This is a genomic window from Bacillus sp. AK128 (genome assembly GCF_053903075.1).
This window is the reverse complement of the sequence record NZ_CP096379.1, coordinates 2,150,285-2,172,033: the sequence shown is the minus strand read 5'-3', so window position 1 is coordinate 2,172,033 and position 21,749 is coordinate 2,150,285. Positions and strand designations below refer to the sequence as shown.

The window sequence follows — 21,749 nt, the reverse complement described above, 5'->3', positions numbered from 1 at the left end:
TGTACATTAACTGTTATTCGCTATGATCTCTACGATTTGATCCTCTATTCTTTTACCATCATCTTCATCAAGTAAATTATTGAGAAGGACGCTAAAGATTAGAGATTCTCCATTTCTCGTTGTTAGATAACCCGATAGTGAGCTCACCGTTGTAAGTGTACCAGTTTTAGCTCTAACAACTGCTTGTTCAGATACATTAGTCATCCTATGTAATAGGGTTCCTGCTAATAGCCGATCACTCGAGGCAGCTAGTGGTAGGGCATTCAAGTATGAATTATACCATTCCTCTTTTTGAATCATAAATAAGAGCTTTGATAATTGACTGGCTGTAATCAAATTGACATGTGAGATCCCTGAACCATCCCTTAAGAGCATGGTAGATGTATTTACTCCCCATTTTTCAAGCTCCTCAAGCATCGCCTCAAGTCCTTTTTCCCAGCTTCCTTCGCCTTTTACCACTTTCCCCATTTCCTTAACTAATGCTTCACCATGACCATTGTTACTGAATTTTAAAAAAGGAATGAGTAACTCCGATAGCTCCATTGAAGAATGAGTGATTAGTTTTTCTGCATGTGTTGGAGTTTCATTAACTAAAATAGGACCATCAACAACAATTCCGTTCGCGTTTAAAACTTGTTTAAATAGAGTTAAAGTATATGTTGTTGGTTCCCATACAGATACCCATTCTTTCACTCTTGCGCCATGTTGAGGGATTTTACCAGATATCACAATCGTATTTTCTCCATGCATTCGTTCTATTGTTAGATCCCTAGTATCCTTTGCTTTTACAGTAACGGCGCTATTTACAATCTTCATATAATTTGTTTGCGGGGTTATTTCTACAATTGGCGGCTTACCTTCAGTAGGGTTAGGCTTTATTTCAACAATGACTGTACCAGCGTCATAGTCATCATTAGGTGATAAAGTAATCGCAGAGACTTGTGCACCGTAGTAGGTCGTTTCATCACTCCACGGTAAATCTATCGACAGCCTTTCGTTATCAAACCAAGTGTCGTCCCCAATAAGAGCCCCGCTTATTTTTGTAATACCTTTACTTTTAAGCTCCTTTACCATTTCTTCTAGGTCAGACACCATTAAAGTAGGATCGCCTTTACCTTTAAAGTATAAATCTCCTTTTAGCACTCCCGCTTCTACCTTACCATCGATTAGTAGTTCAGTTCCAAACTTATGCTTCTCACCTAATACGGATAAGGCTGCCGCTGCGGTTAGTAGTTTTAGATTAGATGCAGGCTTTAGTCTAATTTCCCCATTATGGTCATAGATTTGCTGACCAGTAGAAGCAGACCTTATACTGATACTAGCAACGGCACCCTTTAACGAAGGTTCGGAAAGTAACAACTGGTCTAATTTTTGACTCGTTATATCGAAGTTTTCCTGAGCAAATCCACTTTGATAAGTAATCTCTAGACTAGAACCGAAAAGTAATAAAACGATGATTAATATTCTAATGATAATCTTGGTGTCTCTCCTTTTCTTTAATAGACTATTTACGTCCGTATACTCTATATCGTTCAAAGCGTTTATGATGGCATTTATCACAAATTTGAAAAGAAAACTTAGGTGGAAGATCCTCACCACATCTCTTGCATTTACGTTGTTTAATTTGAACATCTGTTTTTAAAATTTCATGAATCTTATCACTGATTTCTGCCCTAATTTTCTCCCAATAAGAAGTTTCAGTCCTCATTTCTAAACGGTATAGAAATAAAAGATGAAGCCCAACCGCTTTGTAAGATAACTCTAATTCCTCCAAGTTATCAAATTTGATAAGGGGTTCTGGTAGTTCAGTGCCTTCCACAACTGACATCAACTTATCACGCCATTGTTTGGTTAAGATTGGCTCGTAAGATGAAAAAGGTAAATGTAAAAAACTGTAGAGATCCTGTAAGGATAACCTTGCCTCCACCATTGTACCCCGTACTAGTTCATATAACTCCCGCTCTTCTATAAGCGTGGCCTTTTTTGTTCCTTCAGGGCTTTCATAGGTATCCCACAAATAAAAAAAGTCACCTAAATTCCGTGAATACTTTTGAAATCGCTCAAACACTTCTGATGTGGGAGCAATGGCAAAGGTGTGTATAGGCTCATCTTCTTGTTCAAGTAATCGGGACATTAGTTGAATATCTTGTGAAAAAGCTACTCTCCCTATTTCATACAAACCTTTCCGACCTGCACGTCCTGCGATTTGTTTGACTTCTTGAGAAGTTAATCTACGGCGACTTATACCATCAAACTTCTCATTTTCTAGAAAGACAATTCTTCGTATAGGTAAGTTTAAGCCCATCCCAATTGCATCTGTTGCGACAATAACGGTATGAGTCCCCTCAATAAACAATTGAATTTGCTTCCTTCTTGTCTCAGGGGGCATACTTCCATAAATCATGCTTACTTTTTTTCCATCCTTCTGTAGCTGAGATGCCGTCTCAAGAACTCTTTTTCTTGAGAAACAAACAAGTGCATCTCCTTTCCTTGTCTGTTTTAACTTAAATTCCTGTTCTTCAACCTTTAGAGGGGTGTCCCTTGAATATTCATGAACAGTTACATTAGACTCTCCGATTATTTGTAAAATGATCTGACTCATACTATAACTGCCAATTATATGAACTTCCTTTGCATTGGCCTTTGTAATAGCTTTATACCAAGAGAAGCCTCGATCTTTATCGGCAATCATTTGAGATTCGTCAATGACTACAACTTCATAATAATCTTTCTCATGGAACATCTCCACCGTGCATGATATATGGTGAGCTCCTTTAATAATCTTCTCTTCTTCCCCTGTTTTTAAAGAGCAATTAACTCCCTCTGCATTTAATTTATCGTATACTTCTAGAGCCAGGAGCCTGAGTGGTGCCAAGTATAAACCGCTATTTGCTTGAATCATTCTTTGTAGCGCTTGGAAGGTTTTCCCTGTATTCGTTTCACCAATGTGAAGGATGTAACGAATATCTGGGTTAATAGAAGAATTATAAACACGTCCAAATATATCATGAAGCATTCTAGCTTCTTCTTCTTTTTGGCGTTCGATTTCTTCCTGCTCTTTCAACATTTTACTTTCTCGGTCTTCTAAATCCTTTAGTAGAAGTTCACTATGAGTTTTATAATCAAACGGAATCTGTTCAATTTTAATAAGGTCTTCAACATACTCATCCAATAAGTCATCGACCATTTCGTTACTTAAGTCATTAAAGGACTCAGCAACCTGTTCCTTTAATACTGTATGGGATAACTCTATTTCAAAAACAGTACGATAAGAATCTTGGATCTCCATCGACAGAAGTGGAAGAACATAGCTAGGAGCATTATTTACTATATAATCAAACACTAATGCCCTATATTTATCTTCTTCGTCAAATTCATCAAACTGATAGGGGTTTTGTACAGAAAATTCATTCATGGAATCAAATAAATACGTATGGAGAGTTGTAAACGGAGAATCCAAGATCAACCCATTCTTAGAAAGATCCATCTTGATTTTCCTAGCAATAAAATAACGGATATTAACGTACAGTTCTAAATAGTTTTCACTCAGTAAATCTTCGACTTCTTTTTCAAGAGTAAACTTGATATGCTTTTTCGACTCTAATTCTTTCCGTCTTCGTTCTTTTTTGATAAAAGCACTTCTTACATGTTGATACCGTTTCTGCCAAACCTCTTCGTTCTCTTCAAAAACCTGATTAAGCCAAGTAATAGCATCAAATGGATCATACTCTCTTATTTCTGTTCGAAATAACTGATTGATCTGTTTCCTATTAATATTTTCTATGTCATATTCTTTATAGTTGGTTAGATATGTTTTTTTATCTTTTAAAGAGGCGTGACTCGATGCAGTATTTAACCACACATTTGGCCAAATTTGGATGATATATTGTTCACGTTCTCTTAAATATTGTTGATAAGTAGGCACCGTTTCAAATTGTTCTAGATAACGATCCAAATCCTCATATATCTTTTCTTTTGTTTGTTGAATAGCTCTACTGTATAGAGACTGGAGGTTTGTCACAAGCCTAACTCCTATTTTATTAGTTTTAATTATTTTACTTATATTTTGCTTTTTTATTAGAAAAACTTAACTCAGGTCAATAATTTCTTACGAACAATACATTTATTATCGTTTATTCGATTGTTTTTGCTTATTCATGATCTCATACGATTTTTCAATAATGTCAGTCAGAACATCTCCCTTATAAATTCGACCGAGCTTCAAGTTTTGCTGATAATAGTCTACTATTTCATCCAATTTTTGCGATGTTTCCATCGAAATTCTAACATTTAATTGAATCCGTTCTTCATTACTCATGTAGTTTTTACTCCCTCTCTATCAAACACTTATCATTTTGCTAGCAACTTGCTACTTAATGCTATTATATTGAATAAGCATCTAATTTCCAAGTTAATCTAATTATATATTTTTAATATGCTATTTCTAAAAAAATTAAAACCCCACCAAAGTGAGGTTCCTACTGATCGTATTCTTCTATTTCCCAAGAGTGTACAAATTCTACACATCCTTTAAGTGTTTGTGCGACAGGACAGCCTGCTTCAAACACCTGTAAAGCTCTTTCAGCCGCGTCCTTCTTACCAAACGGTACCTTTACTTCATAATGGCATGTTATTTTGGTGATTTTCAACACACCTTCAGGAGCTTCAATCGTTCCAACAACTTGAGTTTTTACCTTATTGGGATAAGGAGGAATTTTACGCGCTGCCAGCGCGCCAGATAATGTTCCAGTTAGTCAGCCACCAGCTGCAGCAACAATATGGTCAAGAGTAGATGGCATCTCGGTTTCAGGCTTATATCCATAAAACTCCTGCACCCCACCGTGAACTCCATAATCGATAGGCTGTTCAAATTTACCAATATAGGCTAATCGATGAGGTGGTTTCTCTTGCGTAATAGTTATCCTTGTTAATTCAATTGGGTTAGTCAAATACATTCTCCTTTTTGGATGTGGCTTGTATACATTATATTCTTACTTAATTGATAAAATCCCTTCTAAGAACCTTTTGATGACATCAATTACCTACATAAAAAAACACATTTTCCAACAAGCTATTCAAGAACCAATACTTTTTAAGTAAGGAGGAAATTTGAATGAATATGTTAAACACCATAATTCCCCTTTTAGCAAATAGCGATAAAATGAATAACTTGTTAAATATATTTTCAAAAAGACGAAAGCAACGTTCCGGTTGGTCTATTGTGGCTTATATACTAATTGGTACCGTGATTGGCATGTTAACGAAAAGAACAAACAGTACACAAGTGGTGGATACAACGAAGGATCTGTTTCAAAAGGTTAAAGGTCAAGCTCAAGATAAGTTTTCATCAAGCTTCGAACCAAAAATCAACCTTGCAAATATAGAATTTGGAGACGAATTTTCCGGCTTTGATGCAGAGGCAGCACTAAAGACGATAAAAAATGAAACAGACAACAAATAATAAAAAAAGCTCATCTGCAAGGATGAGCCTTTTTTGTTTATGCATATCTCTTGATTACATCGGATAATTTTGTCGTCAAAGAAGGAAGATCTGCTTGAGAAATGGTTAATCGAACATTGCTTTCATCCATTTCTAAAGCTTCAGAAAGGAAACTACCTAATCCTCTTGCTTTTCGGTCAATCTGAAGGAAAAGTTCTATTTGAGACTTTGAACTCGGAACAAATACGACCTCCAGTTCATCTAGCCTACCACGAAATGCACCACTTACTGGGACAAATTCAAATTCTTGAACAAACTCCAGTGATCCTCTTAAGTGTCTTGGTGCTTGTTGACACTCGATTTCACGGGTTCTAAAACCTAGCTCTTGTATAGAACGCATAACAGCACTCATAACAGGTAGAGGTAGCACTTCAATAAAATCTTGGTCCTTAGGATCAATTGCATTTTTAATGTCTAAGCCTGTTCGAATCCAAACCCTTGTCTTCCCCTGTGTCACGGGTGTGTTCAAAGGTAATGATATGGAAAATGGTATTTCTTTTTTCTCATTTGGTAAAATGGTAAACTTCTCGACTACTTTAAACCTCGCGATATCAGCAGTTTGAGCATATTCCTTATCATCTGACTTTTTTATGTATTGAGTCATTAAAGTTAAATAAATCTCATCAATTGGTTGTTCAACATTCCCACCAGTTATCTCAATAACTCCATTGATTTCATCACCAATCGTGTATGAACCCCTAGGAATCTTCGTATCAACCTTAGTAGCCCCAATCCCAACACTTGCTAACACTTTGTTAAATAGAGACATGATTCAGTTCCCCCATTCTAATTTTCAATCAACTGTATAATCAATTTCAATTAAATCCCAAGCTGTGATCACGCCAAGTGGTGCTTCATCACGATTACCATTTTCGGTAATAATAGCAGCCTCAAGAGTTGCTTTTTGTTTATGAGCCATTTCAAAATGTTCTTCTATCTCAAATATATTCGTTGATTTAGGAACAAATAAAATGGGGTGATGCTCTTCATATTGCATGATATCAGCTACGACTATATCTGATAACTCCAATATACTATTATTTACAATATTTGTCGCCATCCATTTTACAATTGATTCGGTCGTTAATAGCCCCATACATGTCTTACCTTTATATACTGGATATTGTGAGTAAGAGAACTTCTTGATTCCCTGTATCACCTTTAGAATACTGTCTTCATACTGAAAAAATATAACCTTCTTTGTAGCAATTGACAACGCATGGTTGGGTCTATTAAAAATGGTAGCTATTTTTTCAATATGCTCGACAATGCTTTCATGTGGTTCAGCAATATAGTAACCAATCTTTATTTTATCATGGACAAGTGAATTTCTAAGCTTAGCATATTGCTCTAAGTCATCTTTATATGTATCAATAATTTGATGGTGTTTCGATCCAACTCTTACCAATACAACAAATCGATCATCGTTTATTTTTACTATTCGTTTTAACGCTTCGTGAATTTGGTTAAATGCCACCTCAAATCGCTCTGCATTTTTAATGGTACTGCTTGATGTAATCATATGTATTCCCCTTACACTTGCAATTTTAACTACCCCTATTATACAAAAGATTCTGACTGGTTTACTAACCTTTTTAATTACTAGGCTGTGTTAAAACCTCGTTGTTGATTTTCGTTACAGGACACTCGCTTTCCGTGGGGCGTGCGGTGAGCCTTCTCGGCTGCGCCTGTGGGGTCTCACCTGTCACGCTACTCCCACAGGAGTCTCGCGTCCTTCCACTTCAATCAAATGTGCAAAAAAATCAACATTGTACTTTAACAGAGCCAATTACTAAAAAAATGTCACTTTAGTCATATATCTATTCATTTGAGTGAAAACTAAAAGAAAAGGCTAAAAAATGCACAGAGCCTTCTTGATTAGGGTCTTAGGTAGCCAAAAATAGGAGAAAAGCATATGAAGGTTATGACTATAAATAATGAAAAAATGGCTTATGAAGATGTTGGTAGTGGCAAGCCGATTATATTTATCCATCCCCCTGGTATGGGTCGAAAAGTATTTGACTATCAGAGGCCTTTATCCAGCCAATACAGACTCATCTTGCCAGACCTGATGGGACAAGGTGATAGTTCCTATGACAGAAAATCACAAGTTACTGTAAAACGATTTGCCGAAGATATAATCCAACTCATGGATGATTTAAAAATAGACAAAGCGGTTATTTTTGGTTATTCAGCGGGTGGAATCATTTCTCAATATCTTGGAATCCATTATTCAGATCGGGTAGAAGCTATTATTATGTCTGGAGCTTACCCTATAGTAGATAATGTAACGTTCAAGACTGAACACAAGCTTGGGATTTATGCCATAAACAAAAGTAAAAAGTTTCTATCAACTGTACTTGCCATTAGTCACACAAAGGATAAACACTTCCGAAAAGTTCTTAAAGAACATATGCTTAAATCCAACAGCAAGGTCTGGTCTGACTATTATGAGGAATCTCTTCAATTCAATTGTAAAAATGATGTGAGCAAAATGAAAATGCCGGTGCTCATTTTTTATGGAAGTAAAGCAGACCATATCAATACTTATCAAAAGTTATATAAAGAACAGCTTTCCAATATCCAAATCCATATTGTAAAAGGTGAATCTCATCAGGTACCGACAAGGCGTCCTGAAGAAGTGAATAAAATTGTGACTAAATTCTTAAATGAGCTAAAAGAGTAAAACTTACTCTTTTAGCTCATTTTTGTTTTCACCTTTCACTCTTTTAATCAAATCAATTAAGTTCTTAAATAAGTTCTAGCCATTTATTTCATGGAATAAACAAGTAATGGATATTAATAGTTAGTTTTGATTCCCTGTAAAACCAACTCGAAATCAACTGCGTCTTTTGTATGTTTTTAGAATGTTTTGACTTCTTTTGTCACCAAGAAGGTAAACAAAATTAACGCGACGTATTATACCAATTAATATCCATTTATTTACTTTTGTTGGAAGTTTATTCCGGATATTAATTGGAGGATCTATTTATGAAAATAGTAAAATATAGCTTTTTATCATTAGTCTGTTTATTGGTTTTATCATCATGTAGTAGTATCACCATTACTGGGATGAATCCAATTGACGAAGATCCTAAAGAAGAGCTGAAAGTCACTCCTCAACCTACTGTTCACTATGCAGTTACAGAGAGAACACCACCCCCTAAACCCGTCAAAAAGACAATTACATTTAGTGCTGCCGGTGATTTTACAATTGGAAGTGACGAGAGCTTTGGTTACAACCAAACGTTTATCCACGAAGCTGATCAAAATGGTTTAAACTTTTTTGTCGAGAACATTAGCTCACTTTTTAGTCAAGATGACTTCACATCTGTAAACCTTGAAACGACATTAACCAACTCTAATCAAAAAGCAGATAAAAAATTTAGATTTAAGGGCAATCCGGAATACACGAAGATTCTTAATCTTGGCAGCATAGAAGCAGTGAATCTAGCAAACAATCATACTTATGATTACCTACAGAAAGGATACACGGATACGGTTGAAAACCTCAAAGCTCATAATGTCGGTTATTTTGGTAACGGTGACCATTATCTAACAACCATTAAAGATGTTAAGATTGGGGCTTTAGGCTACAACGGTTGGAATGATACAACAGAATTGAGAAATAGCATTGAACAGGACCTGAAACATTTACGAGAACAGGGAGCGAAAATAATCATTGTTCATTTCCACTGGGGTGAAGAAAGAAGCTATGTTCCAAATTCAGTTCAAAAGTCAATTGGCCGCTTTACAATTGATATGGGGGCTGATTTAGTTGTTGGACACCATCCCCATGTTGTCCAAGGAATTGAAGAACATAATGGAAAATTTATTGTATATAGCTTAGGTAATTTCATGTTCGGTGGAAATCGCAATCCTTCAGATAAAGACACGTTTGTGTTTCAACAAACATTCCACTTAGAGGATGGAGACCTTCTTGACGAAAAGGAAATTAAAGTGGTTCCTTTTAGAATTTCATCAACAACAGCCAGAAATAATTATCAACCCACTCCTCTAGAAGGTGAGGAAGCTAAGCGAGTCATGTCAAAAATCTATAAACTTTCAGCACAAATTAGTGAACCTGTTTGGGTAGCTTATGAAAGCTCTAAATAAAACCGTTGAGGAAAATATTGTCCCTATCTCTTTTGCATGATCTCCATTATAATTCCCTTGATAGAAAGGAGGAGATTGTATGGCAGAGATTCAACAATTTGTATTCTTTGATTTTGAAATGCTATGTTCGGACCAAGGAATGCCTTTTGAAGATATGGAAGCAATACGATTAGGTGCGGTTAAATATAATTGTAAAACAGAAGAAGTCGAATTTTTTGATCGCTATATAAAACCCATACATTCTAAACCACTTAGCGCTTTTTGTACCAACCTAACTGGAATCAGGGATGAAGACTTAGTAAATGCCAATTCGTTTGTAGATGTTCTACACGAATTTCTAAGATGGGTAAATGGGATGAAAAAATCTCGATTTTTTTCATGGTCTCAAAGTGATTTAACCAGGCTTCAGCATGATACCGTGAGACATCAATTACCACCTTCAATCTTTAAGAAAATCGAAGACCGTTATATTGACTTCCAAGCTGTTTTTTCTAAGCGGGTTTCAAAAACCCCCTATTCTGTAGAAAATGCTTTACGACTATTTGACTTAGAATTTATTGGCGAGCCCCATCATCCTATGTATGATGCATACAATACCTTTAGAATTTACCAATCATTCCTAACGGATAGAAAACAAACTGACTTACTCATGCTCAACCATTATGTATTGGGTACTGACATTCCAGATGATCCCATCTATCTAAATAAATTAATTAAGCTAATGGTTGAAAAGGATGTACGCCTGTTATCTCAGGAACATCGTGAATATATGATGTTAAAGGACGGTTTTAAATATATTAAAAAGGTCAAAAAAGTTGTTGCAAAATACCAAAATATTAGTACAAATAGGTCTGGTTTATTTTCAGTTGAGCTCAGAAAAAATATAAAAGAAATTATATTATGGTATCAGCAATTGCTTCAATCGTATGAGGAGCATTTACAGCATTCATCACGAATCGTCATATGGGATGAACAAACAATTCAAGATTTAAAAAGGCTAACTACAATATGAAGGTAGATTTGTTTCTTCCTTCTACATAGAAAAGACCCTTTGCAACTAGTACAAAAGGTCTCGCGTCACATTTATGCTTTTATGTTTTCACCATACCAAAGTTTTGCCTGATCAACTTCTTCTCTTGTTAATTCATGGCCACCTTCACCCCAATGCTCGGTTACATTTGCATGGGCTTTTCTTAATACCTCGGCTAACTCCTTCGTTTCAGGCGCAGGAATTAACGGGTCTCGCTTTCCAGCTCCTATAAATACAGGTGTATCACTTAAATTAGGTAGCGTAATTCCTCGTAAAGGCACCATTGCGTGAAACAATATTGCCCCTTTTAAAGAGTTCTCATAATGATAAAGAAGGCTTGCTGCAATATTGGCACCATTAGAGTATCCAATGGCTACAACTTCATCACGATTAAATTCATAGCGTTCAGACAGCTCATTAATCGTTTCGTGTAATTCCTTCGTTCGAAAGATTAAATCCTCCTCATCAAAGACACCTTCTCTAAGTCTACGGAAAAAGCGTGGCATTCCGTTTTCCAGTACATTGCCTCTAATCCCCAGAACAGAAGCATCAGGTGCTATCATTTCAGCAAGTGGTAATAAATCTCTCTCATTCCCTCCCGTTCCATGAAGTAATAATAACGTTTGGTCGGAAGTCCCTTTTTTAAACACATGCTCCATTTTTATATCCTCATTTCTGTCGTTTATTCTTTTGTATCCAGTGGTTTTAACTTAGCTTCGATCGCTTCACGCTGATCCTCAAAATAAGGCGGAAGTGCTAATCCTTCACCTAAATGTTCAAACGATTCATCACTTTCAAATCCTGGACCATCTGTTGCTAATTCAAACAGGATTCCATTTGGTTCTCTAAAGTATAGAGACTTAAAATAGTAGCGTTCAACAAATCCTGAATTCGGTATTCGTTGCTCCTTTAAAAAGCTCACCCACTTATTGAGTTCATCCTGACTTTCTACTCTAAATGCAACATGATGGACACTGCCACGACCTGGTCTCTCTCTTGGTAAATCAGAGCGCTCTAATAGATGAACTTCTGCACCTGTACCACCCTCACCAGTTTCATATACCGTTACTTCATTACCATAAGCCGTAAAGGTTCTTGTTTCACGATACCCTAAGATCTCTGTTAAAACCCTAGCTGTCAGTTCCTTCTTAGAAACAGTAAGTAAGACAGGGCCAAGTCCTATAATTGCGTATTCTTGAGGAATTGGACTCTGATCCCATGGCTTCCCACCTTCGACGCCTTGATTATCCTGGTCAGATACAAGCATGAGCCTTTGACCTTCAAAGTCCATAAAAGTTAGCGTAGCACGTCCTGTTTCATTAGAAATCTCTTCATGTTCTACACCTAGTTCAGTAAATCGAGATTTCCAGTATTGTAATGCTTCATCATTCGGTACGCGTAATGATGTTGATGAAATACTATTGGTTCCATAATAAGTATGACCAGCACGAGGGATTTCAAAGAAAGTCAAATCCGTACCAGGGTTTCCCCGCTCATCTGCATAAAATAAATGATAAACAGACGTATCATCTTGATTCACTGTTTTCTTAACAAGTCTTAACCCCAATGTTTTTGTATAAAATTCATAGTTCTTCTTCGCATCTGCAGTAATGGCTGAAACATGATGCTGCCCTTTAAGAGGCTTCAAATCCATAAGTGTACCTCCTAGCAATAAAAATTAGTTTGAATTAAAGATATCTTATCTTCTATTGTTATAGATTCTCTATTTTTTTGCAACTATTTGGGCTTAACAAGAAATAAATGGTACTTGTCTTTTTTGATGGAAGATGTTATATTTATTTAGCGATGAGCTGAATTGTGTAAGTCGACTGACACTCGCGATTAGCGCGAATGCACGATGTGGCGTGCAGTCTGTCGCCTCAATGCGTAAAGACGCCTTTATGGCGTCTTTTTTATTGATTCCCTTCAATTGATGATTAAGCACTCCTAAAAAAGGAGTGCTTTTTCTTTTTATCTTGCTTTTATAAACATTTGTACCCATGCCCCGTGGTAAAAACCTACACCAATTGAATCAAATTCAGGCTTGAGAATATTTGCTTTATGGCCTGGTGAGTTCATCCAAGCATTCATTACCTCTTGTGGTGTCTTTTGACCTTTAGCAATGTTTTCTCCAGCTGTTGTGTAACTAATACCGAACGTTTTCATCATCTGAAATGGTGATCCGTAATTAGGACTCGTATGTGAGAAATAGTTTGAGTTAATCATATCTTCAGCCTTCTTATGAGCTACAGCCTTTAAATCTGCTCGATGAGTAAGAGCCTTTAGGCCTTGCTTTGCTCGTTCTTGATTAACTAATTGCACAACTTGGTCTTCAAATGCATTATGGTTTGAAGCAGTATCTTTTAATCGAATGACCTCGCCCACATGCATGTTTGTTGGTTGGACATCAGGGTTGAGTCTCATCAATTCACGGTAATCTAGCCCATAACGTTTAGCAATAAACCAAAATGAATCCCCAGGTGAAACTTTGTAATGTGAAAATGGTGGTTCTTTAAACATTTTAATTTGAGCATTTGAATACACTGGGAATAGAAGTAAGCTTACAAACATAATAGCAATAATTCTTCTTAGCATGTTTTCCTCCAATTATTAAGTAATAGTTTCAACCAATACTTATTTTGTCGCCTTTTTTATCTACCATTCATCTTTTTAAAATTTAGCCACTTTTTTATGTGGCACACAACAAAAAAGAAGCCAATGGCTTCTTAAAAATTTCAATCTTTTTTATTTGTTTGAAGGAGATTTAATAGGTGATCTAATTGTTGACTCGACTGGATCGTCTTTGCATCAGTTAAGCCTTTTTGAATACCAAGCTGTGTCATTTCATCTCTCTTTTTTTCAATTTCTTGTTTGAGGTTTGTATCATTCATCTCAACCCGTCCTTTTTTCAAATACAATTTCTATTATGACAGGAATTGATAAAGTTTAATATCCATTCGACGAATAAAGCTATAAAAAGACAAATTTCTCAATTGAGGAACTAGAAAGTGAATAATCTTTTTGCACGTATACAAGTCTCAAACTCATACAATAGAATAACATTTTTTGATCCAACATATTGTTAGAGGAGTGATTATCAGATGGTTAATGAAAACAACTCTGCACAAGCAAAGTTATTTACATCCTCGCTTGACAATAGACGTTCAAATCAATACTTGTTTCGTACAAGTGACATCAAGGAATATATGGAGCAACAAAAAGAGATGAACCAAACACTAAGTGCGTCTATTTTGAAAATGAATCATCAAATGCATGATACAAAATTAGAGCATATGAATCATTTTAATCAATTCATTTCAAAGCATGAGGATTCAAATCTAAAGCTACAAAACCGTCTTGGAGAACAAGAACAAACTAGTCAATTCATATTAGAGCGTATTTACCATGTGGAGCAGTTAAGTCAAGAATTACGGAAGAAAATGAATAATGATGAGCTTATGAGCCAAGTGATTTTTGATGGATTAAACGCGCAGGACCAAACAACTCAAGAGCTTTCAAAGCATATTAAAGCAAATGATCAAACGCTTGAATTTATTCATCAGCAGCTCGTAAGCCAAGAAGATCTATGTAAGACTCTTTCAGAAAAACTTGAAATTCAAGAAGCGTTCCACCAAACTTTAATGGAGCGCCTAGACAGTCAGGAAGCCCTAACTCAAAAAATCTCAAGACAGCTCGAGTACTTAAAGGGCGTCATTTTCGAAAGGTTCTCTTTCCTCACTGACAAAATAGAAAACAGCTTTAAGTTCACAACCGGTTTTTTCAGAAGTAAGTCTGATACCGATTATATCGAGCATAATGAGGAAGAGACAAAAGAGGAAATTACAAAGCAATAACACCTGGACGAGGGATTGTCCTTCATCGATGGGATGAAGGACTTTTCTCGTGGTTTCTTTACTCGTCTTGTCCTTCATCGGCGGGATGAAGGACTTTTCTTGTGGTTTCTTTACTCGTTTTGTCCTTCATCTGCGGGATGAAGGACTTTTCTTGTGTGATTTTTACTCGTTTTGTCCTTCATCGGCGGGATGAAGGACTTTTCTCGTGGGATCTTTACTCATTTTGTCCTTCATCGGCGGGATGAAGGACTTTTCTTATTGGATCTTTCTCGTTTTGTCCTTCATCGGCAGGATGAAGGACTTTTCTCGTGGGATCTTTAGTCGTTTCGTCCTTCATCGGCGGGATGAAGGACTTTTCTCGTTGATTCTCCAGTAGTTTCGTCCTTCATCTACCTTATGAACGACCTTTCCCCAGCTTTTTTCTCTCATCCGGTCGTTCATCGACCTTATGAACGACCTTCCCCCCCATTTTTTCATTCATTCGGGCGTTCATCTACCTTATGAACGACCTTCCTCAAGCTTTTTTCTCTCATTCGGGCGTTCATCTACCTTATGAACGACCTTCCTCATGCTTTTTTCTCTCATCCGGGCGTTCATCCACCTTATGAACGACCTTCTTCATGCTTTTTTCTCTCATCCGGGCGTTCATCCACCTTACGAACGACCTTCTTCATGCTTTTTTCTCTCATTCGGTCGTTCATCTACCTTATGAACGACCTTCTTCATGCTTTTTTCTCTCATCCGGGCGTTCATCCACCTTATGAACGACCTTCCTCATGCTTTTTTCTCTTATTCGGGCGTTCATCCACCTTATGAACGACCTTTCTCATGATTTTTTCTCTCATTCGGGCGTTCATCCACCTTATGAACGACCTCCCCCCCATTTTTTCTCCCATCCGGGCGTTCATCTACTTAATGAACGACCTTCCTCATGCTTTTTTCACTCTTTCGGGCGTTCATCTACCTTATGAACGAGGTCTTGCTCTATTTCACAAACCAAACATGAACAATTTTCTCATTGGCTACTTCATAAATAGCAATTGCTTCTGTATCAACACCATTTGCTCTGCCGGTTACGTGTTCGTGATCAATCACGATGTTTCCTTTTACAGTTCTTGAAACTAGAGCGGCATGTTGATTTGGATTAGTTAAAAATAAATTGGCATATCTATTTCTGAATTCTTCCATTCCAGATAGCATAACGTCATTTGATGGGAATTCTCGTACTAGTACATCCTCGCTATAAACAGAAACGAATCGTTCAATATCCTGTTCATTATAGGCATCTAATTGCATCTGTGCTAGATCTTCTGGTTTTAACATATTGGCTTCCCCTTTTCTTAATTTGTAAATGTTTGTACGGACCGTCTCTGCTCATCATATGACTCTTCAAATGTATTCTGGCTGTATTCCTTGATAACCTTGCGCCAAAATGCCTGAGCTCGGTAATTAGTCTCTGTTTGAGTGATTTGCCAGTCTCCACGGAATAATTCGAAGGCTTTTATCGCAGCAGCTTTACCTACTCCCTTATTTCCATATTTTTTTAATATAAAGAATTGATCAATTCGGTAATCAAAATCTTTCTCAACCATTTTTTCTACGATACAAAATCCAGCTAGCTGCTGTTCCTCCATAATAAAATAGGGATAAAAATTAGGATTTGAAAAATATTCTTCTATTTTACCAAACCCATAATTACCTTCGCTTGAAACATCTATGTTTATGATAGGACTGAACTCGTATACATAGTATTCAAAAAGATTTTCTAGTATTTTTTTCTCTTCTCTGTTAACTGCTCTTAGCTCAACCATTTGTCTTTTCGTTTCTCCTCTATGACTATTAAGCCTTTAATGCTAAATCTGCCATTTTCATGATACTTTCTCTCGATTTGGCTCCCGCTATAAAACGAGCAGGGTGAGCAAAAATGGCATCCTCAATACCGATAATTTGATTTAATTCATCTGCGTCTTTCCCAGCCCAGTCCTCTGGTAAATCCTTTCTAGCTTCAAATGTATTTCGTCCAACTGGGACCACCTGAATTAAATAACCTTTTCTTGGATCCTTATAAATGACAAACTTAACTTCTTCTTCTCGATCCATATCCATCAACGAGCCTTGCCAAGGACAATGTTGTTCTAACACTAATAGCTCTTTCTGAGTTCGATTTGTGTAGGCTTCTTTCACAATGTCTACCGCTTCAAGCCTCGATAACTGGTCCTCAAGTAAATTAACAAAAGAAATTCTCGCAAATTGAACAGCTTTCTGGAACTGTTCATTTTCATCCTGAGCTTTATTCCATTTAGGATTAAATCGCTGTATCTCTGAAGTTAAATCTGGGATAATTAACTCTCGCTTAAAACGCACCCCATTGTCGATTGCATCTAGGCCTTGTATGTATTGCTCATCAATATAGTTAAACACTCTATTGATGGAATCCTGCTGAAACCCTCTCTTTTCTAAAAGCAATTTTCCAAAATCTCTCCACACTAAACCTGCTGCTGCAAAAGGTATTCCATTTTCACGGTATTCCTTATCGTTCGTATGATGATCATACTGACCACCCCCTACATCGAATACTACATCACAAGTTGAAAGAATTGCATCTTCTCTAGACCTGACTAGCTCTAAAGGACCATATAACTCATCTAAAATAACAAATGCTACAACATCATCAGCATGAAAGCTCCCACTATGTGTGCCTACTTTTTTTATATTCACCAAAATTACCACCTTTTTTAATATGCTTTAAGACTACTTAATTTCCCCTAATTTTAACTTTATTAAAAAATCATTTTTCCCGATTTTACCTCTTATATTCGTTTCCCAGTTACCATACACTAAAACAAAATTCATATCGAGAGGAGTACTTCTATGGAAACCATTGATCCAAAAGAAACCAGATCAGGCGATGAGGTTTACGTCATTTATCATAACCCACATACGGCTTCAGTTGCTAATGTTAAAAAGGCAGAAATTGTCGAACACCCACATGACCCTGGTAAATTAGCGCTATTTCTTCATGAAACCTTCCATGTGATTGAGGACGATGATGCATTATTTAGCTCTGAACAAGCAGCAGAAACTGCTTATCAAGAACTATATGGAGATCAGCCCACTTTATAATCTTAGCTGAGACGAACTTCGTCTCTCTTTTTTTTTGACAATTTTTAAAAAATACTGACAATACGACCTTGTATGTTCTATAATGAAATTTAATTAGCAACACGAAATAACTTTTGTATAAAGGAGACAAGACAAATGGAAAAAACAGTCGTCAAACGCCCAAGCCGTTCAGAAGTAGCAGTAGAAACCACATGGAAATTAGAAGACTTATTTTCAACCTATCAAGACTTCGAGGCTGCAATCGATGAAGTAACGGAGGCTCTTCCTAACGTAACACAGTATAAAGGAAAGCTTGGTCAAAGTGCAGAAAACCTGTTAAATTGTATAAAAGCTCAGGAGCTTCTACAAGAAAAAGTAGTAAGAATTGCAACCTATGCAAACTTAAGAATTTCAGAAGATGGGACGAATCCAGTAAATCAATCTGATACATCAAGAATTGGCTCCGTTTTAGCTAAAGTAAACGCAGCTGTTTCATTTTTTAATTCAGAGATTTTAAGTCTTCCTGACGGTCAAGTCGAGAGCTACTTAGCTGAAAATAATGAATTAACTACATATCGAAAGGTTTTGAAGGATATTTTAGAAGCAAAGCCATATCAACTTCAACCTGAAACTGAAGAAGCACTTGCTTTACTAGGGGAAGTTCACGGAGCGCCTTATATGATTTACTCTAGAAGTAAATCTTCTGATATGCAGTTCGACTCCATTGTAGATCAGAATGGTAATGAGCAGCCTGTGTCGTTTGCATTATTTGAAGATCATTACGAGCTTTCATCTGATACAGATTTACGAAGAAAAGCTTTTGATTCATTTACATCGACATTAAAGCAGTATAAAAACACATATGCGGCTACCTACGCGACTGAGATCAAGAAACAAGTTACTCTATCAAAATTACGTGGTTATGATTCAGTTACGGATATGCTTCTTAAACCCCAACAGGTAACTGAAGAAATGTATAACAACCAGTTAGATGTTATTCAGCAAGAACTAGCTCCACATATGCAGAAGTTTGCTAAATTAAAGAAAAAAGTACTTGGTCTTGATACGTTAAAGTTTTGTGATTTAAAGGCTCCTCTAGACCCTGACTTTAATCCAGCAACCACATATGAAGAAGCATCTAAAATTATTTTAGAGTCCCTTCAGGTAATGGGTCCTGAATATGTAGAAATTATGGAAAAAGGCTTATCCGAACGATGGGTTGACTTACCAGATAATATCGGAAAATCAACCGGTGCATTTTGTGCAAGTCCTTATGGGTCACATCCGTTCATTTTAATGACGTGGATAGACACAATGAGAGGTGCATTTATCCTTGCACATGAACTTGGTCATGCTGGTCACTTCTACCTTGCTAATAAAAACCAAACGATTTTAAACACTAGACCATCTACTTATTTTGTAGAAGCACCTTCTACAATGAATGAGTTATTACTAGGTCAGCATATTTTAGAAAATACAACGGATCCAAGAATGAGACGTTGGGTTATTCTTCAATTCCTAGGAACGTACTATCATAATTTTGTTACTCACTTATTAGAAGGTGAGCTTCAGCGCAGAGTGTATCGTTTAGCTGAAGAAGGAAAATCAATAACCGCTACTACCCTTAGCGAGCAAAAAGCAGACGTGTTGAAATCATTCTGGGGAGATACAGTAGAGATTGATGAAGGTGCATCATTAACCTGGATGCGTCAGCCACATTACTATATGGGACTATATCCATACACCTATTCAGCTGGTCTTACAGTTTCAACAGCTGTTGCACAGCTCATCAAAGAAGAAGGTCAACCAGTCGTTGATCGATGGTTAGAGGTTCTTAAAGCTGGTGGAACGATGACTCCACAGGAATTAATTAAATATGCAGGTCTAGATATGACGAAACCGGATGCTATTAAAAAGGCTGTTGCCTATGTGGGCACACTGATTGATGAACTAGAAAAAAGCTTTGCCTAAGAAAGTAAACCATAAAAAACCCCTACTTCAGAGAAATTCTGAATAGGGGTTTTTACATAGTAAATTCAATTTCTAGGTGGTCTTAGTAAAGAATGAAACTTAATCTTTTGTAAATCCTAAAACAATGAAAGCCCTACCTCTCCTCCATCCTTATGACTCCTAGGTCATGCCAGTGAGAATTAGGAATAGAAAAATTAGTGCTTTTTTCTATAAGATATTGTTTAATAATTTGGGATCATGGAAAAGTCTTAAAAATTAAGTGGATACATTGAAGGGATTACATTATTCTGCTACGGAGTGGTTATGAATGACTTGCAGTTCTTTTTCTGAAGCTTCCATTTGACTACTACAAATTGGACATGTAGTAATTTCCTTGCTCTTAAAATTATCTCTTACCCAGCAATTACATGTATCTGATGTACACTCCCACACTTTTGTGACAGCCATTTTTATTTCTTCCATTGGTTTTTTTCCAAATACCATTACTTTTGCCCCCTATACAATAAGAGTAGTGGTTACGCAACTCGGAACACACACCTTATTTTATTGAAAATCAAAAATACAGACTACGATTTGTGCAAAGAACAGACTTTGCTTATCTCAGCCTACTTTAAATCTTTACTGCTTTTCCATAAAAACCTCCAACATTTATAGTATATGCCAAACATTCATAAAAAAATCACATATTGTAAAAAAGTACCAAAATCATGATCACTTTTTTAAAATATGTGAAAAATTCAAAAAGTAATGTTTGCTTAAGAATATATTATATAACAGTTTGGTCTAAATAGCAAGTAAAGGACCCCTATTGAAGAAATTCAGGCGGTTCTTGTTTATGTCCCTTATGCGTAACCTCTTCAAATAAGCCATTTTCCGTGGGCTTTTGCTTGTAATTTGTTTGACTAGCTATAGATGGTGTTTTGTTAATGGCCTTGGTGTCCTTTGAAGTTTTATAAATAACCTTAGTTTTCGGTATTAATGTATCCATATACTGTTTAAGCTGTTGTATATCTGTTCTAATTTGGTCTAAGTCTTCTTTGGTTGCATTTTGTTTACTAGGCTTTAAAACGAATCCTACCGTACCATTTGGCTCCAAGGTTGCATATTGGACATCTGAGAAATTCGTTACGTTATTTTGACGCAGTTGCATTTCCAATTGGTCGACCGTCATTCTTAATTTTGACAGATTTTTATGTTTAATGTCTCCATTTTCAATTAGAATTTTTGACTGACCCGTAATAAACTTCTCAATAAAATTAAATTTCACCTGTAAAAATTCAATAACAACTAATGAAAGCACTAACATGAAACCCACTAAACCAGTCATCCATACGTTTGTTCCTACGATAGGCTGGACTAATAGTGAGCCTAACCCAATCATAATTACTACCTGCGCAATGGTCATCTGTGATATTGATTTACGTCCTGCTACTCTAAGTAAGAGTGTACCACCCAGAACAATAATGGCTGCTTTCCAAAGTAAGCTCCAATCCATTTCAGTCCATACTCCCTTTTTAAATAAGATACTATTAAAGTGACTCATCAAAGGGTTTTATATACATACTAATCGGATTGGAACGTATTAGTTTGATTTATAATTTAACTATTGAAAGTGCCAATTTAGAACTCTATGACTTCTAGTAGCCTTGTTTCTTCTACTTATATATTTGGCTCTGTTAAAGTTTGTTGTTGATTTCCGTTCCAGGACACTCGCTTTCCGCACTTGCACAGGATGTGCTGGCTTCTGCGTTGCTCACAGGACGTGAGCGACCTTAGCAGAAGTTCCATTAAGCCTCCTCGGCGTTACCGCCTGCGGGGTCTCCTTCACCACGCTTCTCCCACAGGAGTCTCGCGTCCTTCCACTTCAATCAACTCTGCTAAAAATCAACACTGTACTTTAACACAGCTATATATTTAATAAAAACGGACGAAGTGAAGTTGTCATTTGATCACTAATATCGGAATCTAACACACCAGTTACACTTCTTTTACTTGAAACATTCATAAATGAACCTGTATTAAAAGCACCAGCTCCTCCTTTATCATGGGAGACACCATTAGGAGAAATTCTAAAAGCATCCCCTACTGTAAAGGCACCGTCCCCTACATTATGAATTTGAACACCACCTACGAATGAAGGCATATGCATATCTCCTTTTGTTTACGTTCTTTCATT

24 protein-coding genes are annotated in these 21,749 nt (G+C 36.6%); 7 read left to right on the top strand and 17 right to left on the bottom strand.

Annotated elements, in window-relative coordinates:
- Positions 1–6 precede the first annotated feature (6 nt).
- The 5 genes from dacB to M1D60_RS10810 form a co-directional block, all read right to left on the bottom strand.
- Positions 7–1,527 carry a D-alanyl-D-alanine carboxypeptidase/D-alanyl-D-alanine endopeptidase gene (gene dacB / locus M1D60_RS10830; RefSeq protein WP_456279414.1) on the bottom strand — a complete coding sequence of 507 codons (1,521 nt, stop codon included), beginning with the start codon at positions 1,525–1,527 and terminating at the stop codon, positions 7–9.
- Positions 1,505–4,021: a DEAD/DEAH box helicase gene (locus tag M1D60_RS10825; protein WP_456279164.1), complete on the bottom strand. Its 2,517-nt coding sequence runs from the start codon at positions 4,019–4,021 to the stop codon at positions 1,505–1,507. Before M1D60_RS10825 ends, dacB begins: the two co-directional genes overlap by 23 nt.
- 105 nt (positions 4,022–4,126) lie before the next feature.
- Positions 4,127–4,318, bottom strand: a complete 192-nt coding sequence (locus M1D60_RS10820) for a hypothetical protein (protein WP_456279163.1) — start codon at positions 4,316–4,318, stop codon at positions 4,127–4,129.
- 160 nt (positions 4,319–4,478) lie between these two features.
- Positions 4,479–4,715: an OsmC family protein gene (locus tag M1D60_RS10815; RefSeq protein WP_456279413.1), complete on the bottom strand. Its 237-nt coding sequence runs from the start codon at positions 4,713–4,715 to the stop codon at positions 4,479–4,481.
- Positions 4,716–4,754: 39 nt separating this feature from the next.
- A complete protein-coding gene (locus tag M1D60_RS10810; RefSeq protein ID WP_456279162.1) occupies positions 4,755–4,955 on the bottom strand; it encodes a hypothetical protein in 201 nt (66 codons plus the stop codon).
- A gap of 158 nt (positions 4,956–5,113) precedes the next feature.
- On the opposite strand from M1D60_RS10810, the gene M1D60_RS10805 reads away from it, so the two are divergent.
- The gene (locus M1D60_RS10805; RefSeq protein WP_456279161.1) at positions 5,114–5,461 is read left to right on the top strand and encodes a hypothetical protein; all 348 of its coding nucleotides are present in this window, start codon (positions 5,114–5,116) and stop codon (positions 5,459–5,461) included.
- A 37-nt stretch (positions 5,462–5,498) separates the two neighbouring features.
- Here the strand turns inward: M1D60_RS10805 and M1D60_RS10800 are convergent, their stop codons facing one another.
- On the bottom strand, positions 5,499–6,269 hold the full coding sequence (locus M1D60_RS10800; RefSeq protein WP_456279160.1) for a sporulation protein: 771 nt from the start codon (positions 6,267–6,269) through the stop codon (positions 5,499–5,501).
- Between the two features lie 24 nt (positions 6,270–6,293).
- A complete protein-coding gene (locus tag M1D60_RS10795; protein WP_456279159.1) occupies positions 6,294–7,022 on the bottom strand; it encodes a CBS domain-containing protein in 729 nt (242 codons plus the stop codon).
- Between the two features lie 393 nt (positions 7,023–7,415).
- Here M1D60_RS10795 and M1D60_RS10790 point away from each other — a divergent pair, with 393 nt between their 5' ends.
- The 3 genes from M1D60_RS10790 to M1D60_RS10780 all read left to right on the top strand — a co-directional run bounded on the left by M1D60_RS10790 (position 7,416) and on the right by M1D60_RS10780 (position 10,628).
- Positions 7,416–8,186: an alpha/beta fold hydrolase gene (locus tag M1D60_RS10790; protein WP_456279158.1), complete on the top strand. Its 771-nt coding sequence runs from the start codon at positions 7,416–7,418 to the stop codon at positions 8,184–8,186.
- A gap of 305 nt (positions 8,187–8,491) precedes the next feature.
- Positions 8,492–9,616 (top strand): CapA family protein, encoded by a 1,125-nt coding sequence (locus M1D60_RS10785; protein WP_456279157.1) that lies wholly within the window; start codon positions 8,492–8,494, stop codon positions 9,614–9,616.
- Positions 9,617–9,695: 79 nt separating this feature from the next.
- The gene (locus M1D60_RS10780) at positions 9,696–10,628 is read left to right on the top strand and encodes a 3'-5' exonuclease (RefSeq protein ID WP_456279156.1); all 933 of its coding nucleotides are present in this window, start codon (positions 9,696–9,698) and stop codon (positions 10,626–10,628) included.
- Positions 10,629–10,699: 71 nt separating this feature from the next.
- Here M1D60_RS10780 and M1D60_RS10775 read toward each other — a convergent pair whose 3' ends face one another.
- From M1D60_RS10775 to M1D60_RS10760, 4 genes are all read right to left on the bottom strand, one after another.
- Entirely contained in the window at positions 10,700–11,305 is a 606-nt protein-coding gene (locus tag M1D60_RS10775; RefSeq protein ID WP_456279155.1) for an alpha/beta hydrolase, read from the bottom strand.
- A 23-nt stretch (positions 11,306–11,328) separates the two neighbouring features.
- Positions 11,329–12,300 carry a ring-cleaving dioxygenase gene (locus M1D60_RS10770; RefSeq protein WP_456279154.1) on the bottom strand — a complete coding sequence of 324 codons (972 nt, stop codon included), beginning with the start codon at positions 12,298–12,300 and terminating at the stop codon, positions 11,329–11,331.
- A gap of 317 nt (positions 12,301–12,617) precedes the next feature.
- A complete protein-coding gene (locus tag M1D60_RS10765; RefSeq protein WP_456279153.1) occupies positions 12,618–13,241 on the bottom strand; it encodes a CAP domain-containing protein in 624 nt (207 codons plus the stop codon).
- Positions 13,242–13,381: 140 nt separating this feature from the next.
- Positions 13,382–13,537: an aspartyl-phosphate phosphatase Spo0E family protein gene (locus M1D60_RS10760; RefSeq protein WP_456279152.1), complete on the bottom strand. Its 156-nt coding sequence runs from the start codon at positions 13,535–13,537 to the stop codon at positions 13,382–13,384.
- Between the two features lie 210 nt (positions 13,538–13,747).
- On the opposite strand from M1D60_RS10760, the gene M1D60_RS10755 reads away from it, so the two are divergent.
- Complete coding sequence (locus M1D60_RS10755; RefSeq protein WP_456279151.1) at positions 13,748–14,500, top strand: hypothetical protein; 753 nt, start codon at positions 13,748–13,750, stop codon at positions 14,498–14,500.
- A gap of 984 nt (positions 14,501–15,484) precedes the next feature.
- On the opposite strand, the gene M1D60_RS10750 is transcribed toward M1D60_RS10755, so the two are convergent.
- Genes M1D60_RS10750 through M1D60_RS10740 form a run of 3 tightly spaced genes read right to left on the bottom strand, consistent with a single transcriptional unit; the run spans position 15,485 to position 17,218 of the window.
- On the bottom strand, positions 15,485–15,823 hold the full coding sequence (locus M1D60_RS10750; RefSeq protein ID WP_456279150.1) for a nuclear transport factor 2 family protein: 339 nt from the start codon (positions 15,821–15,823) through the stop codon (positions 15,485–15,487).
- A 17-nt stretch (positions 15,824–15,840) separates the two neighbouring features.
- A complete protein-coding gene (locus M1D60_RS10745) occupies positions 15,841–16,311 on the bottom strand; it encodes a GNAT family N-acetyltransferase (RefSeq protein WP_456279149.1) in 471 nt (156 codons plus the stop codon).
- Between the two features lie 28 nt (positions 16,312–16,339).
- Positions 16,340–17,218 (bottom strand): MYG1 family protein, encoded by an 879-nt coding sequence (locus M1D60_RS10740; RefSeq protein ID WP_456279148.1) that lies wholly within the window; start codon positions 17,216–17,218, stop codon positions 16,340–16,342.
- Positions 17,219–17,371: 153 nt separating this feature from the next.
- Between M1D60_RS10740 and M1D60_RS10735 the strand changes: the two genes are divergently transcribed.
- Positions 17,372–17,623 (top strand): transcriptional regulator SplA domain-containing protein, encoded by a 252-nt coding sequence (locus tag M1D60_RS10735; RefSeq protein ID WP_456279147.1) that lies wholly within the window; start codon positions 17,372–17,374, stop codon positions 17,621–17,623.
- Between the two features lie 135 nt (positions 17,624–17,758).
- Positions 17,759–19,573 (top strand): oligoendopeptidase F, encoded by a 1,815-nt coding sequence (gene pepF / locus M1D60_RS10730; RefSeq protein ID WP_456279146.1) that lies wholly within the window; start codon positions 17,759–17,761, stop codon positions 19,571–19,573.
- 282 nt (positions 19,574–19,855) lie between these two features.
- On the opposite strand, the gene M1D60_RS10725 is transcribed toward pepF, so the two are convergent.
- The 3 genes from M1D60_RS10725 to M1D60_RS10715 form a co-directional block, all read right to left on the bottom strand.
- Positions 19,856–20,056 (bottom strand): cold-inducible protein YdjO-related protein, encoded by a 201-nt coding sequence (locus M1D60_RS10725; RefSeq protein ID WP_456279145.1) that lies wholly within the window; start codon positions 20,054–20,056, stop codon positions 19,856–19,858.
- A 322-nt stretch (positions 20,057–20,378) separates the two neighbouring features.
- Positions 20,379–21,068, bottom strand: coding sequence for a DUF421 domain-containing protein (locus M1D60_RS10720; RefSeq protein WP_456279144.1), 690 nt, complete (start codon positions 21,066–21,068; stop codon positions 20,379–20,381).
- 411 nt (positions 21,069–21,479) lie between these two features.
- Complete coding sequence (locus M1D60_RS10715) at positions 21,480–21,716, bottom strand: spore germination protein (protein WP_456279143.1); 237 nt, start codon at positions 21,714–21,716, stop codon at positions 21,480–21,482.
- Positions 21,717–21,749: the final 33 nt, after the last annotated feature.